This is a genomic window from Guyparkeria hydrothermalis (assembly GCF_023555375.1).
GTDB lineage: Bacteria > Pseudomonadota > Gammaproteobacteria > Halothiobacillales > Halothiobacillaceae > Guyparkeria > Guyparkeria hydrothermalis.
This window is the reverse complement of sequence record NZ_JAJSEE010000007.1, coordinates 83,932-98,278: the sequence shown is the minus strand read 5'-3', so window position 1 is coordinate 98,278 and position 14,347 is coordinate 83,932. Positions and strand designations below refer to the sequence as shown.

The 14,347-nt window shown below is 66.8% G+C and carries 11 protein-coding genes and 1 other RNA gene; 8 read left to right on the top strand and 4 right to left on the bottom strand.

The genetic code is table 11. The features are described 5' to 3' along the window. Positions 1 to 198: 198 nt before the first annotated feature. Positions 199 to 435 (bottom strand): hypothetical protein, encoded by a 237-nt coding sequence (locus LV475_RS09830; RefSeq protein WP_136866701.1) that lies wholly within the window; start codon positions 433 to 435, stop codon positions 199 to 201. A 56-nt stretch (positions 436 to 491) separates the two neighbouring features. After that, the gene (locus LV475_RS09825; RefSeq protein WP_169303565.1) at positions 492 to 1,709 is read right to left on the bottom strand and encodes an EAL and HDOD domain-containing protein; all 1,218 of its coding nucleotides are present in this window, start codon (positions 1,707 to 1,709) and stop codon (positions 492 to 494) included. 275 nt (positions 1,710 to 1,984) lie between these two features. Here LV475_RS09825 and ssrA point away from each other — a divergent pair. From ssrA to LV475_RS09800, 5 genes are all read left to right on the top strand, one after another. Next, positions 1,985 to 2,346, top strand: a transfer-messenger RNA (tmRNA) gene (gene ssrA / locus LV475_RS09820). Positions 2,347 to 2,536: 190 nt separating this feature from the next. Continuing rightward, on the top strand, positions 2,537 to 5,431 hold the full coding sequence (locus tag LV475_RS09815; RefSeq protein WP_169303564.1) for an EAL domain-containing protein: 2,895 nt from the start codon (positions 2,537 to 2,539) through the stop codon (positions 5,429 to 5,431). A gap of 88 nt (positions 5,432 to 5,519) precedes the next feature. Then, positions 5,520 to 6,830 (top strand): Glu/Leu/Phe/Val family dehydrogenase, encoded by a 1,311-nt coding sequence (locus LV475_RS09810; RefSeq protein WP_247709488.1) that lies wholly within the window; start codon positions 5,520 to 5,522, stop codon positions 6,828 to 6,830. 75 nt (positions 6,831 to 6,905) lie between these two features. Then, positions 6,906 to 9,110 (top strand): DNA helicase II, encoded by a 2,205-nt coding sequence (uvrD, locus tag LV475_RS09805; RefSeq protein ID WP_250106222.1) that lies wholly within the window; start codon positions 6,906 to 6,908, stop codon positions 9,108 to 9,110. A gap of 135 nt (positions 9,111 to 9,245) precedes the next feature. After that, a complete protein-coding gene (locus tag LV475_RS09800) occupies positions 9,246 to 10,370 on the top strand; it encodes a TRAP transporter substrate-binding protein (protein ID WP_250106221.1) in 1,125 nt (374 codons plus the stop codon). Between the two features lies 1 nt (position 10,371). Here LV475_RS09800 and LV475_RS09795 read toward each other — a convergent pair whose 3' ends face one another. Beyond that, positions 10,372 to 11,043, bottom strand: coding sequence for a metal-dependent transcriptional regulator (locus LV475_RS09795; protein WP_250106220.1), 672 nt, complete (start codon positions 11,041 to 11,043; stop codon positions 10,372 to 10,374). A gap of 131 nt (positions 11,044 to 11,174) precedes the next feature. Between LV475_RS09795 and LV475_RS09790 the strand changes: the two genes are divergently transcribed. After that, positions 11,175 to 12,140, top strand: coding sequence for a metal ABC transporter solute-binding protein, Zn/Mn family (locus LV475_RS09790; protein WP_156227740.1), 966 nt, complete (start codon positions 11,175 to 11,177; stop codon positions 12,138 to 12,140). 22 nt (positions 12,141 to 12,162) lie between these two features. On the opposite strand, the gene LV475_RS09785 is transcribed toward LV475_RS09790, so the two are convergent. Then, positions 12,163 to 12,693 carry a gamma carbonic anhydrase family protein gene (locus tag LV475_RS09785; protein ID WP_136866694.1) on the bottom strand — a complete coding sequence of 177 codons (531 nt, stop codon included), beginning with the start codon at positions 12,691 to 12,693 and terminating at the stop codon, positions 12,163 to 12,165. A 141-nt stretch (positions 12,694 to 12,834) separates the two neighbouring features. Here LV475_RS09785 and ubiA point away from each other — a divergent pair, with 141 nt between their 5' ends. Beyond that, positions 12,835 to 13,695 carry a 4-hydroxybenzoate octaprenyltransferase gene (gene ubiA, locus LV475_RS09780; RefSeq protein WP_284047304.1) on the top strand — a complete coding sequence of 287 codons (861 nt, stop codon included), beginning with the start codon at positions 12,835 to 12,837 and terminating at the stop codon, positions 13,693 to 13,695. A 104-nt stretch (positions 13,696 to 13,799) separates the two neighbouring features. Next, positions 13,800 to 14,312, top strand: a complete 513-nt coding sequence (locus LV475_RS09775; RefSeq protein WP_211238788.1) for a DsrE family protein — start codon at positions 13,800 to 13,802, stop codon at positions 14,310 to 14,312. Positions 14,313 to 14,347: the final 35 nt, after the last annotated feature.

The following is a 14,347-nucleotide window of genomic DNA, read 5'->3' as shown; positions in this document are numbered from 1 at the left end:
TCGCATAGTTAGCGATCGAGTGCGTTATTCAGGCGTATTCGGCTCGGATCAGCCTGCGAGATTGGGGGTGCAGCTGGGAACCTCTTGCTCGCTAGCGGAAACGGAAGTCAGTCGTTTGCATGACACCTAGAAGGGGATAAGAGCCCTCGCCGGGGTGGCCAGGGTGTTCATGGCGGGAACCCGGTGAGGCATTTAACGCTAGCGTGCGGCGCGGGGAACTGTCGCGTCGGCGTGAGACGGCCCGAGGTGTGAAGCACGATGACCTTGGTCCTTCTCGGTCAGTGACGAGCCGTCGCGCCGCTTTTTCAGTACGTTGTGCATGACGGTGAGCGTGAGGTCGGAGTGGGCGTCGAGGCCTTCGACTGTCCTCAGCCGAAGGCCACGCACCTTTTCTTTGGTGATCTGGAATTCGGCCCCGATGGTCTTCATGCCCATGAGCAGATGTCCCTTCCTTCTCGTGGCGGTGCCCTCCTGGGCAGCGCCTGGCTGGCTCAGCTGGCCTGGTTGATCAGCATCTGCACACGGTCGCCGATCTGGCGGTATCGCGTGAGAATGCGCGGGTGCAGTTGATGGAGGTCCCGCTTGAGGGCCACGGTCTGCTCGACGTGCAGTGCCCGGGCGAGCATGGCACCCGCTGCGCCGCGGCGATGGAGAATCGCCGCGCGGCTGCTCTCGCCCAGTTCGAGTTCATCGAGCAATCGCTCCAGGGAGACGTTCAGCAGGATGTCGGCCCCCGAGAGCAACCCCACCAGGAATGCCTGCTCGGGCTTCACCTCCCCTCGGCGCGAGTGCTCGGCCAGCTCCTGGCAGAATTGGGCCCGCCACAGTATGAGCCGCGCGGCCTCCGGCGAACTGGCATTCAATGACGTGATCAACGCGGCCCACCGGCGCAAATGGTTGAGGCCGAGATGCCGCACCACGCCCTCGAGCGAGGTGATCTCTTGCCGAGAGCGATACAGGGGGCTGTTGGCGATCCGGATCAGGCTGATTGCGAGGCCGGGGTCATGGGCGATGGCCTCGGCGATCTCGGCCCATTGCGGCTCCCTGGAAAAGAGGGTGTTGATGACGCGGACCATGTGCAGGGCCGACGGGTTCAGTTGGGTGCCAAGGACCTCGCGGGGGCGCGCTAGGAAATACCCCTGGAAGAGGGTGAAGCCCGCGTCCCGGAACCGGTTGCGGGTCGACTCGTCCTCCACCCGCTCGGCCAGCCACTGGCAGTCCAGATTCCCCAGGCGCTCCTTCTGAGCCAGTATTTCGTCGACGTCGCGGTCGAGCACGTCGACCTTGATCACCGAGGCGTACTGCAGCAGCGGTTCCCAGTCCGCATGGAACTCGAAGTCGTCGAGTGCGAAGCGAAACCCCTGGGCGTGCCATTCGGCGACGGCCTCGATCAGTTCCGGGGTCGGCTTGATGCGTTCGACTAGCTCGATCACCACGCTGTCGGGTTCCAGCGGCAGGAATGCCCGCGACATGAGGAAGTCGCGGCAGACGTTGATGAACGCGGGTCCCTGGTAATGGTCGATCTGCTCGGTGATCCCGGCGCAGAGATTGACGATCAGCTGGCTGGTGGCGCGCTCGTCTCCGATTTGTTCGACCGTGCGTTGCAGGTTGTCGCGGTACAGCAACTCGACGCCGCGCAGGTTATCGGCGCCATCGTAGATGGGCTGTGCAGCGAGCAGAATGGAGGGGAGATCTACGTCAGCGCACATGGCTGGATTCCTGCGAGTCGGTCTGGTCATCAGACCTGCGAAAGCGGACAGGAGACACTTTATCACCATGTGATCGCGCCAAGAGGGTATTCGCTTGGCGCCGCCATGCATATGACCTACACTCCAGAGTCCCGGAGCGGGAGGTGTGCGGGGTAGGGAACTTTTCCACTATCCCTTCCTCTAACTTCGGTAAGCTTGAAGCACGAATGCTCGGTTGCGACCGGGTGGGCCCTTGAAAACGCCAATCGGGGCCCCAGTTTCCAGCAAGACATCCTGGGGGTGATACGGCTTCGACGTGGGTCGCGAAACTCAAGGTGCATGCCGAGGTGTAGTCTCCTCGTTAAACAACTGCAAAACCAATAGTTGCCAACGACGACAACTACGCACTCGCAGCTTAAAACCCTGTAGGGTGCCGTCTGGCCGGAGCCGTGCTTGTGCGTCCGGAACCCAGGCGTCGACTCTCACAAGCTCGTGGTGAAGCGCGTCCGGCGTGGATCCACTAAAACTCAAACCGGACTCGCCGAGTATCTTCCCTGCCTGTCGGGTAGTACTCGGTTAAAGCAATAGACAGGACAAGCATGTAGGACCGAGAGCGTAGGGCTTGCGGACGCGGGTTCGACTCCCGCCACCTCCACCAATTCCTGCCGAAAGGGCCAGCCAGCGATGGTTGGCCCTTTTTGTTTTTATTGATCCTTGCCGCCGATGAGCGAGCGCGCCCTGGGCCAGGCACGTCGGGGCGTCGCTATAGGCGTTCCGAAGTGGCGGAGAACATGCCATTATCCGGTTATGGAATTAACCGACTGTTTTACGGAGGCTTAGGCCGGGCCATGCGGAGACTGGCCTGGGCACTGGCGCTGAGCTTGCTGGCCACCGCGGTGTCGGCCCGTGAGGTGACGGTCGGCCTCTACGAAAACGACCCCAAGGTGTTTCGTGACGAGGCGGGGCAGCCGGCCGGCATATTCGTCGACTTGATCGAGCGGATTGCCGTGGCGGAGGGCTGGACGCTCTCCTTCGAGGACTGTGCCTGGGGCGATTGCCTCGATCGCGTGGCCCAGGGGCAGATCGACCTGATGCCGGACGTGGCGATCAGCGAGGCGCGCGAGGCCCGGCTCGACTTTCATGCCCTGCCGGCACTGCACAGTTGGTCACAGGTCTATCGTCGCCCGGATCTGCAGGTCCGCTCGATCCTCGATCTGGACAACCGGCGCATCGCGCTGCTGGAAGGCTCGATCCAGCAGTCGCGGATCGAGGTGTTGCTCGACGAGTTCGGTGTCGACTTCGAGCCGCTCGTGGTCGAGGACTTCCACGCGGCCTTCGCGGCGGTCGCCGATGGACGCGCCGACGTGGCGGTGGTCAACCATCTGTTCGGCAGTCGCTACCACGACGAGTACGCCCTCGAGCGCACGCCGGTGGTCATGGAGCCGGCACGGCTGTTCTTCGCGACCGGGGAGGGGCGCAACCCCGAGTTGCTGGCGGCGATCGACCGGCATCTGTCCAGTTGGCAGGCCGACGGCGATTCCGTGTACTTCGACATCCTCGAACGCTGGCTGGGCGAGCGCCCACGGGTGCTGGTGCCCGGCTGGGTGGCGTGGCTGGTGGGTGTTGGCGGGGCGTTGCTGTTCCTCGCCCTGGGCGTGGCGTTCTGGCTCCGTCGCACGGTGGTCAATCGGGGTCGCCGCCTGGCCGAGACCCGGCGGGAACTGGAGACGGCCTACGAGGTGATCGAGGCGAGCCCCGTGGTGCTGTTTCGCTGGCGGCTGGCGCCGGGCTGGCCGGTGGCGTTCGTCTCCGGCAACGTCTCGCGGTGGGGCTACACGGCCGAGGACTTCCTCGAGGGCCGCCGCCACTTCGCCGACATCGTCCACCCGGATGATCTCGCTCGGATCGGCGCGGAGGTCGAGGAGCGGCTCGCCGCCGGGGCGACGGCCTACCGCCAGGAGTACCGCATCCTGCACGCCGATGGCACATCGCGCTGGGTCGGTGATCTGACCCACGTCTTCCGAGACGAGCACGGTCAGGTCGAGCGGATCGAGGGGGTGGTCACCGACATCACCGAGCAGCGCGAGGGCGAGCGACGCCAGCGCGAGGCGGCCGCGGTGCTGGAAAACACGCTCGAGGGCGTGATCATCACCGATGCCGACGAGCGGATCGTGATGGTCAACCGGGCGTTCCAGTCGCTGACCGGCTACACGGAGGACGAGGTGCTGGGGCAACCGGTCACCCTGCTGGACGCCGAGCACGTCACCAGTCCCTGGTCGACGATTCGAACGGCGCTGGCGACGAGCGGGCACTGGCAGGGGGAGTTGACCAGCCGGCGCAAGAACGGCGAGATCTTCCCCGAGCTGCGCGCGATCAGCCGGGTGGTCGGGCCGGTCGGCGAGGACGACCACGTGGTCCACCTGTTCACCGACATGTCGCGCCTGCGGGCCACCGAGGCGCGTCTGGATTTCCTCGCCCGCCACGATGCGCTCACCGATCTGCCCAACCGCGCGCTGTTGCTTTCCCACCTGCACGAGCGCGTCGCCTCGGCGGACGTGGCCGCGTTGGGGCTGCTGCTGATCGACCTCGACCGGTTCCGGGACGTCAACGACAGCTACGGGCATCACGTGGGCGACACCCTGTTGCGCCAGGCGGCACAACGTCTCGAATCCCTGCTGGAGGGTCGCTGTCTCGCCCGCCTGGGCGGCGACGAGTTCGCCGTGCTGGCCGAGAACCTGGGCCGAACCGACCTGGCCGGCCTGGCCGAGACCGTCATCGAGGTGCTCAGTCGGCCCTGGCGGCTGGACAACGGCACCGAGGTGCGCCTAGGCGCGAGCATCGGCATTACCTGCTACCCGGATTTCGGTCGCAGCCCCGAAGCCCTCCTGCAGCAGGCGGATGCCGCCGTCTACCGGGCCAAGGCCGAGGGGCGCGGCGGTTTCCGCTTCTTCGACGACAGCCTGACGGCCAGCGCGCGACACCGCATCGAGATGGAAACCCGCCTGCGCCGGGCGATCGAGGCGGGCGAGCTCGAGCTTCACTACCAGCCCCAGGTCGAGATCGCCAGCGGGCGGATCATCGGCGCCGAGGCGCTGGTGCGCTGGCGGGACGGCGAGCGGGGCCTGGTGCCGCCGGATGCCTTCATCCCGGTGGCCGAACAGACCGGCATGATCGGCCTGTTGGGCGACTGGGTTCTGCGCGAGGCCTGTCGACAGGGTCGCGAATGGCGCGATGCCGGCCTGGCCGTCCCACGGCTGGCGGTGAACCTCTCGGCGCGCCAGCTGCACGACGAGTCGCTGGTCGAGCGTGTCCGGGCGGTGCTCGACGAGACCGGCTACCCGCCCGACCGGCTGGAACTGGAGTTGACCGAAAGCGCGCTGATGCACCAGCAGGAGCGGTCCGTGCGGGTGCTGCGTGCCCTGCGTCGCCTGGGCCTACACCTGGCCATCGACGATTTCGGCACCGGGTATTCGTTGCTCGCCTACCTGCGCCAGTTCCCCATCGACGTACTCAAGATCGACAAGCGTTTCGTCGACGATCTCGCCGAGAACAACGATGACCGCGAGATCGCCGGTGCCATCCTCGCCATGGGCCACGCCCTGCGGCTGTCGGTGATCGCCGAGGGGGTCGAGACCGAGGCGCAACTGGCCTTCCTGCGCGCCAACGGCTGCGACACCTACCAGGGCTACCTCTTCAGCCCGCCATTGCCACCCGCGGGCTTTGCCCGTCTCCTGTCGGATTGAGTCGGTCGGCTCGTTCACGCGCTGCTACGCTCAGGGCGATGGCCCCTCGGTGACCGCTGGCGGGCAGGGGTCGCGTGACGATGGAGGAATGACGATGACGAAAAACGGTGGACTGCTGGCCGATGCGCTGGTGCATCTCAAGCCCCTGATGGACGACGAGCGCATCTCGGAGGACGCCCGGCGGCGGCTGTCGCAACCCAACCGGGTGGTCGAGGTGGAGATTCCGCTGCGCATGGACGACGGTTCGCTCAAGGTGTTCACCGGCTGGCGTTCGCTCTACGACAACACCCGCGGGCCGGGCAAGGGCGGCATCCGCTTCCACCCCAACGTCACCGGCGACGAGGTCGCCGCGCTGAGTTTCTGGATGGCGGTGAAGTGCGCCGTGGTCGACCTGCCGTTTGGCGGTGCCAAGGGCGGTATCTGCGTCGATCCCAAGCAGCTCTCGCGCCTCGAGCTCGAACGCCTGTCGCGCGGCTACATCCGCGCCCTGCTCGACGTGATCGGTCCCGACCGCGACATCCCCGCGCCGGACGTCAACACCAACGAGACCATCATGGGATGGATGGCCGACGAGTACCGTCAGGCCGCCGGCCGCCACCAGCGCGGCGTGATCACCGGCAAGCCGCCGGGCCATGGCGGTTCGCTCGGTCGCACGGCGGCCACCGGTCGCGGCGCATTGCAGGTGCTCAATATCTGGGAGCGCCGCCGCGGCCGGGCCGACCAGCGTCCGCGCATCGCGGTGCAGGGCTTCGGTAACGCCGGTTTCCACTTCGCGCGGCTGGCGCACGATGCCGGCTACCGGGTGGTCGCGATCGCCGATTCGCGCGGCGCGATCTACCGCGAGGAGGGGCTCGACCCGCTGCCGATCTGGGAGCGCAAGCACGAGTCCTCCGAGCTTTCGGGGCAGGTCTACTGTGAGGAAACGGTGTGCTCGGAGGTGGAGGTCGACAAGCTCACCAACGAGGAACTGCTGGCCCTCGACGTCGACGTGCTGGTGCTGGCGGCGCTGGAGAACGCCATCACCGAGAAGAACGTCGATGCGATTCGTGCACCGACCATCCTCGAGATCGCCAACGGCCCGATCAACAACGCCGCCGACCGCAAGCTGGCCGAGCGGGACGTGACCGTCATCCCCGACGTGCTCGCCAACAGCGGCGGGGTGATCGTCAGTCACCTCGAGTGGGTGCAGAACCGCATGGGCGACTACTGGAGCGAGGACGAGATCGAACGACGCCTGGCCGAGCGGCTGGGCGAGCAGGCCGATCTGGTGTTCGAGCGGGCGATCGCCGAGGACGAATCCCTGCGCTCGGCCGCCTACCGGCAGGGGATCGAGCGCATCGCCATGGCGATGGACGGGCTGGGCACCGAGCGGTATTTCTGCGGCGATACCGGGCCGTAGGATCGATGCTGGCTGGCTGCCCGAACCGCCCGTTCGGGCGGTCGGTTTGCGGGTCGGTTCCGGTACAATGCGCCCATGTCTCAAGATCCGATTCTCGACCCACTCAACGCCGCCCAGCGCGAGGCGGTCACTAGCCCCTCGTTGGCCACCCTGGTGCTCGCCGGCGCGGGCTCGGGCAAGACGCGCGTGCTTACCCATCGCATGGCCTGGCTGGTCGCCGAGCAGGGCATCTCGCCCTATTCGCTGCTGGCCGTGACGTTCACCAACAAGGCCGCCGGCGAAATGCGCGGCCGACTGGGCTCGTTGCTCGACGGGCAGGAGCTGGGGCCGCGCGGCGTCGACGGCATGTGGGTGGGCACCTTCCACGGCCTGTCGCATCGCCTGCTGCGCCAGCACGCCAAGGAGGCCGGGCTGCCCGAGGGCTTCCAGATCATCGATTCGGACGACCAGCTGCGGCTGGTCAAGCGCCTGATCCGCGAGGCGGAACTCGACGAGAACCGGTTCCCGCCGCGATTGGTCGCCTCGATGATCAACGGCTTCAAGGAAGAGGGACTGCGCGCCCGCCACGTGACACCGGGCGACGACCCGATCCGCGACCAGGTGATCGTGATCTACAAGGCCTACGAGCGTGTCTGCGAGCGCAGCGGGTTGGTCGACTTCACCGAGCTGCTGCTGCGTGCCACCGAGCTCCTGCGCGGTAACGACGCCCTGCGGGCCCACTACCAGCGTCGCTTCCGCCAGGTGCTGATCGACGAGTTCCAGGACACCAACGCCCTGCAGTACGCCTGGGCACGATTGCTGGTGGGCGAGGACAACGGCATCTTCGCCGTGGGCGACGACGACCAGTCGATCTACGGCTGGCGTGGCGCGAAGGTCGAGCACATCCAGCACTTCTCGCGCGACTTCCCCAACACGCACCTGATCCGCCTCGAGCAGAACTACCGCTCGACGCGCACCATCCTCGAGGCGGCCAATAGCGTCATCGCGAGGAACCAGGGGCGATTGGGCAAGAACCTCTGGACCGAGGGCGAGTCGGGCGCGCCGATCCGCTTCTACCGCGCCTTCAACGACCAGGACGAGGCCAACTTCGTGGTCGAGCAGATCGCCACCGCCGTGCGCGAGGGCCACCAGCGTTCCGACTGCGCGGTGCTGTATCGGTCGAACGCCCAGTCGCGTCTGCTCGAGGAGGCGTTGATCCGCGAGGGGATGCCGTATCGCATCTACGGTGGTCTGCGCTTCTTCGAACGCGCCGAGATTCGCGACGCACTCGCCTACCTGAAGCTCGTGGCCAATCGCCACGACGACACCTCCTTCGATCGGATCGTCAACCGGCCGACCCGCGGCATCGGCAACAAGACGCTCAATGAAATCCGCCAGGCGGCGCGCGAGCAGGGCGCCTCGCTGTGGGACGCCGCGCTGATCCTGCTGGCGGAGAACCGTCTCTCCCCGCGTGCCGCCGGTGCGCTGCGCCAGTTCATGACCCTGATCGAGGCGATCGACCAGCAGACGATCAACGACGAGCTGGGCGAGCGCATCGAGAAAACCATCGACAAGAGCGGCCTGCGCGCGCTGTTCGAGAAGGACCGCGACCGCGAGCGCGGCGAGGCCAAGATCGAGAACCTCGACGAGCTGGTCTCCGCCGGGCGCGGCTTCGTCATGGAGCGCAACACCGACGAGGAGATGAACGAGATCGAGGCCTTCCTGGCCCACGCCAGCCTCGAGGCGGGCGAGGCGCAGGGCGCGGCCTGGGAGGACTGCGTGCAGATGATGACCCTGCACGCGGCCAAGGGCCTGGAATTCCCGCAGGTGTTCCTGGTCGGCGTCGAGGAGGGGCTGTTCCCGCACCAGATGTCGATCGACGAGCCCGGGCGCCTCGAGGAGGAGCGCCGGCTCTGCTACGTGGGCATCACCCGCGCCGAACAGCAGCTGACCATCACCTGCGCCGAGTCGCGTCGCCTGCACGGCAAGCAGATCTTCCCCATGCCGTCGCGCTTTCTCGGCGAGCTGCCGCCGGATCTTGTCGAGGAGGTCCGCCCGCGGGCGACCCGTGCAGCGGCGGCCTTCGGTGCCCGGCGACCCGAGGGCGAGCCGGGCCCGCGCACCCACAAGCAGAACGAGACCGGTTTCGAGATCGGCCAGACCGTGCGTCATGCGAAGTTCGGCGAGGGCACCATCCTCGATTGCGAGGGCACCGGCGCCTCGGCGCGGGTACAGGTCAACTTCGGCCAGCACGGCGCGAAGTGGTTGATCCTGTCGTATGCGAATCTCCAGCCGGCCTAGCCGAGCGTGAAGCTGGAAGCTGGAAGCGGGAAGCTTTAAGCGGCTATTCTTCCGGCTTCAGGCTTTGAGCTTCCGGCTCGCGCCTCCTGTTTTTTCAAATACTGAATCATCCGAACCCATCTAAGGAGTCCTGCCATGAAACGCCGCGAGTTTCTGACCTGGGCCGGTGTCGCCGGCGCCGCCACTGCCCTGACCGGCTGCAACAGCGAGACCGGCGAACAGGCCGGTGCGGCCACCGCGAGCGGCCCGACCGCGGCCGACCCCATCCGCTGGAAGATGGTCACGACCTGGCCAAAGAACTTCCCGGGGCTGGGCACCGGTGCGAACAACATCGCCAAGTACATCACCGAGATGTCCGGCGGCCGGCTGGTGGTCGACGTCTATGGCGCCGGCGAGATCGTCCCGGCACTCGAGGTGTTCGACGCGGTCAAGGCGGGCACCGCCGAGATGGGCCACGGCGCGGCCTACTACTGGCAGGGCAAGATGCCGGCGGCGGCCTTCTTCGCCGCCATGCCCTTCGGCCTGACCGCCGACGAGATGAACGGCTGGCTCTACCACGGCGAGGGTATCGCGCTGTGGGAAGAGCTCTACGCCCCGCACGGCATCATCCCGCGTCCGGGTGGCAATACCGGTCCGCAGATGGGTGGCTGGTTTAGAAAGCCGATCGACTCGGTCGAGGACTTCAAGGGGCTGAAGATGCGCCTGCCGGGGATCGGCGGCGAGGTGCTGCGCCGGCTGGACGTCTCGGTGGTCAACACCCCGGGCGGCGAGCTGTTCCAGGCGCTCAACGACGGCACTATCGATGCCGCCGAGTGGGTCGGGCCGTTCAACGATCTCGCCTTCGGCTTCCACCGCGCGGCCAAGTACTACTACGCCCCGGGTTGGCAGGAGCCGTCGGCGACCATGGAGGCCCTGATCAACCAGGAGGCCTTCGAGGCGCTGCCGGAGGATCTGCAGCAGATCGTCGAGGGCGCGATCAAGAGCGCGGCGCTGGACATGCTTTCCGAGTTCACCGCGCGCAACAACCGGGCGCTCAAGACGCTCACCGAAGAGCACGGCGTCGAGCTGCGCTACTTCAGTGACGAGATCATGAAAGCACTGTTCGAGAAGTCCAACGAGGTGCTCGCCGAGATCACCGAGGGCGATGCGTTCGCCAAGCGCGTCTACGAGTCGCTGACCGACTACCGCCGTGACGTGGCCGGCTGGACCGAGGGCTCGGAGTACGCCTTCCTCACCTCGCGCCAGCGCTTCCTCGACTGAGTCAGTCGCTGGCCGAGCGGATCGTCCAGACCCGTTCGGCCAGCGTCGCGGCCAGCGGCCGCTCGTGGCGACCGATCGTCACCACCACGTCGGCCGACCCGGGCTGGCTGGCGCGCCGTCGCACGAACTGCCCGGGCAGGATTCCCAGTTGCGTCAGGCGACGCAGGTCGGCGGCGTTCTCGGCGGCGAGACGTACCACCGTGGCGCCCTCGTCGATGGCGAGACTTCCCAGCGCGACCATCTGACGCCGCTCGACCGGCGCCTCGTCCGGGCGTGGGATCGGCGCGCCGTGCGGGTCGAACTCGGGCTGGCCGAGGTGGTCCCACAACCGGTCGATCAGTCGGCTGGAAAAGGCGTGCTCGAGGATTTCCGCCTCGGCATCGACCTCGGCCAGCGGCAGCTTGAGATCCTGGGCGAGAAAGGTCTCGATCACCCGGTGGCGGCGGATCATGTCGACGGCGATCGTCCAGCCGGCGTCGGTCAACGCCGCGCCCTGATAGCGGGCGTAGTGGATCAGCCCGTCGGCATGCAGGCGCTTGAGCATGGCCGTGACCGACGCGCGGGCGATGCCCAGCCGGTCGGCGATCGCCGAGGTGGACACCGCCGGCTCCGGCGACTGCTCGGCCAGCTTGAAGATCGCTTTCAGGTAATCCTCGTACGCGGTGCTCGCCATGGTTACGCCTCGGGTCGGGGGACCTTACGTTAGCATGCCCGCAGCGAGACGTCCTTGCGCCGGCAGGCGCGGGTTCCTACCATCACGCGTGCCAGATCTCGCCCCACGCATTCATCTATCCGAGGCTCGTTGTGCAGACATTTTTCCGTTGGCTTTCCCGCGCCGCGACCCTGTCGCTGGCCGCCGTGATCCTGGTCCCCGCGGCCCACGCCCAGGACGAGGTGCTGCAATACGCCGGTGGCGAAGAGGATATCGACACGCTGGTCGTGGTGACCGACACCTCGATGACCGCCAACCTGGTGGAGAACCTCGCCCGCGGTTTCGTCGAGGTCGAGGCGGTCGTCGAGGGCGAGCGCTCGCCGCTGGGGTACGAGCTCGACGATGACGATCGCGAGCGGATCGAGTCGGCGGATCTCGTGGTCTACCAGGGGCTGGGTCTGATGCCCGAGTTCATCGAGGCGGCCGAGGCGCGCGACTCATCCGACCGGGTGACGCTGACCGATCGCATTCCGGAGTTTCGCCTGATCGAGACCGAGGACGGCGTCAACCCGCACACCTACCACGATCCCTCGCTGCTCCAGTACGCGGTCGATCACCTGACGATCGAGCTCAAGGAGCGTCTCGAGTCGGTCGCCGGCGAGATCGAGGGCAATCGCCTGCGGGTGAATATCGAGTTGCAATCGCTTGACCGCGAGACCGAGGGCCTGCTGGAAGACATCCCGCGGGGCGAGCGGGTGCTGGTCACCGACAACGACGTGTTCGCCTACTTCGCCAAGGCCTATCACTTCGAGCTCTTGAACGTGACCGACGCCGCCGAGAGCGAGAAGGCCATCGAGCTGATCGAGCGCAATCAGACGCCGCACGTCTTCCCGGTGGCCGGGGTCGGCGACGGCGCGCTCGAGCAATGGCTCGAGGACAAGCGCGGCTCGGCGCTGCCCGAGTCGGTTGGCCTGGCGCCTCCGCTGACCGGCCTGTGGCTCGGCGACAGCAACCTCCCGACCGGGACGTTCATCGGGCTGTTCCGTCAGAACGTCAGCGAACTGATCCTGGGACTCAAGCCGCTACCGGCGGCGGGCAACGAGGCGCCGGCCGAGTAACCGGGTACCGTGGGCGTGCCGATCACCCGCTGGCGCGATGGTCCTGCGCCAGCTCGCGGTAGAAGCGCGCCGACTCGACCAGGTGCTCGCGTTCCTCGTCACTGAGCGGGCGGATCTTGCGTGCCGGGGCGCCGACGTAGAGGTGGCCGCTTTCCAGGACCTTGCCGGGCGAGACCACGCTGCCCGCGGCGATGATCACCTCGTCCTCGACCACCACGTCGTCCATCACGATCGCGCCCATGCCCACCAGCACCCGGTTGCCCACTGTGCAGGCGTGCAGGATGGCACGATGGCCCACGGTCACCTCCTCGCCGATCCGGCAGGGCATGCCCTGCGGATGAGCGGCCGACGGCTGGTTGACGTGCACGATCACGCCGTCCTGCAGGTTGGTCAGGCGCCCGGCACGGATCTGCTGGACATCGCCGCGCAGCACCGCGTTCGGCCAGACCGAGACCCCTTCGTCCAGCACCACGTCGCCGATCACCACCGCGGTCGGGTCGACCCAGCAGTCCTCGGCCACGGTCGGAAGCTTTGCCTGGAAATTGCGGATCATGCGGAAACCTCGGGTTCGATCGGGCGATTGCAGGCCGGCATTCTAGCGTATCGGGAGCGGGAAGCTTGAAGAGGTCAGGGGCAGAGGCTTGGGCGTGGTTCTGATATCTTCCCTCTGATTTCTGACCGCTAAGGTATCCCCTTGTCCCTGATCGCCGAGAAAACCCGCGCCTACCTCGCCCTGACCCGCTTGGATCGACCGGTGGGCATCTTCCTGCTGCTCTGGCCCACCTACTGGGCGCTGTGGGTCGCCGGCGCGGGGCAACCCGACCTGTTCATCTTCCTGATCTTCACCCTGGGCGTGATCGCGATGCGCTCGGCCGGCTGCGCGATCAACGACTATGCCGATCGGCACGTCGACGGTCACGTCACTCGCACCAGGGGACGCCCCCTGGCCACCGGGCGGATCACCTCGCGCGAGGCACTGGGCGTGTTCGCCGTCCTGGTGGGTATCTCGTTCCTGCTGGTGCTGCAGCTCAATGCCACCACCATCGCCCTGTCCGTGGTGGCGGTGATACTGGCCGCCACCTATCCCTTCGGCAAGCGCTTCCATCACCTGCCCCAGGTGCACCTGGGGCTCGCCTTCGGTTGGGCCATCCCGATGGCCTTTGCCGCCCACCATGGCGAGGTCGCCCCGGTCGCCTGGCTGCTTCTGCTGGCGAACATTGGCTGGACGCTCGCCTACGACACCCTGTATGCCATGGCCGACCGGCCGGACGATCTCAAGATCGGGGTGAAGTCTTCGGCGATCCTGTTTGGTCGTTTTGATCTCATGGCCGTGGGGCTCTCCTATGTCTGGACGCTGGCCTGGCTGGTGGCCGTGGGCGCGATGGTCGATCTCGCCGCCGGCTATTTCGTCGGCCTGGCCGTCGCCGCGGTGTCGGCCGTCTGGATCCTGCGCACCGCCCGCTCGCGCCAGCTCGACGACTGCGTGCTGGCCTTTCGACGCAACAACGTCTTCGGTGCCATCGTCATGCTGGCCCTGATCGCGGGATTTCTCTGAGCAGTGCCGGCCATGGCCGATTACACTCCGATAGCTGGCTAAGTAATCTGGTCTGCCTACTCGGGTCAGCCGGCGTTCCCATTCAGGCGAAACGGAGTGTTCCCATGATCAAGCGCACGATCCAATCCTTCATGGCGGCCTTTATGGCCACCGTGGTGCTGGCCATCGCGATGCCCTTGTCGGCGCAGGCCGCCGCTCCCGTCGACGACACGGCGGCACTCGCCGGGGTGGAGGAGGCCAAGGGCGTCTTCCAGATCGACTTCACCGAGGCCGAGAAGACCGCGTTCTACCTGGAAATCATTCGCGGCACGCACGCCAATTTCGTTCGCCAGGGCCTGGAGCCGGACCTGGTGATCGTCTTCATCGGCCCGACCGTCCAGTTCCTGACCACCGAGGCGGGCGAGGACGTGGCCGATCCGGCGACCCTGATGCGGATCGAATCCGAGGTGGCGCGGCTGGCCGAGCTCGGCGTGCGTCTGGAAGTGTGCGCGGTGGCCACCGAGGTGTTCGGGGTCGACAACGACACGCTGTTCGACGGCCTGGACCTGACCGGTGACGGTTTCGTCGCCATGATCGGCTGGCAGGCCCAGGGTTACCACCCGGTCACCATGTTCTGACCACCCGCCCGGTCGACGCGACATGAACGACAAAG

Bases quoted from the DNA above. Each gene is read 5' to 3' on its own strand.
- LV475_RS09825 (WP_169303565.1), bottom strand. From the start codon at position 1,709: ATGTGCGCTGACGTAGATCTCCCCTCCATTCTGCTCGCTGCACAGCCC.
- LV475_RS09800 (WP_250106221.1), top strand. From the start codon at position 9,246: ATGAAACGCCGCGAGTTTCTGACCTGGGCCGGTGTCGCCGGCGCCGCC.
- uvrD (WP_250106222.1), top strand. From the start codon at position 6,906: ATGTCTCAAGATCCGATTCTCGACCCACTCAACGCCGCCCAGCGCGAG.
- LV475_RS09830 (WP_136866701.1), bottom strand. From the start codon at position 435: ATGGGCATGAAGACCATCGGGGCCGAATTCCAGATCACCAAAGAAAAG.
- LV475_RS09795 (WP_250106220.1), bottom strand. From the start codon at position 11,043: ATGGCGAGCACCGCGTACGAGGATTACCTGAAAGCGATCTTCAAGCTG.
- LV475_RS09815 (WP_169303564.1), top strand. From the start codon at position 2,537: ATGCGGAGACTGGCCTGGGCACTGGCGCTGAGCTTGCTGGCCACCGCG.
- LV475_RS09775 (WP_211238788.1), top strand. From the start codon at position 13,800: ATGATCAAGCGCACGATCCAATCCTTCATGGCGGCCTTTATGGCCACC.
- LV475_RS09810 (WP_247709488.1), top strand. From the start codon at position 5,520: ATGACGATGACGAAAAACGGTGGACTGCTGGCCGATGCGCTGGTGCAT.
- LV475_RS09785 (WP_136866694.1), bottom strand. From the start codon at position 12,693: ATGATCCGCAATTTCCAGGCAAAGCTTCCGACCGTGGCCGAGGACTGC.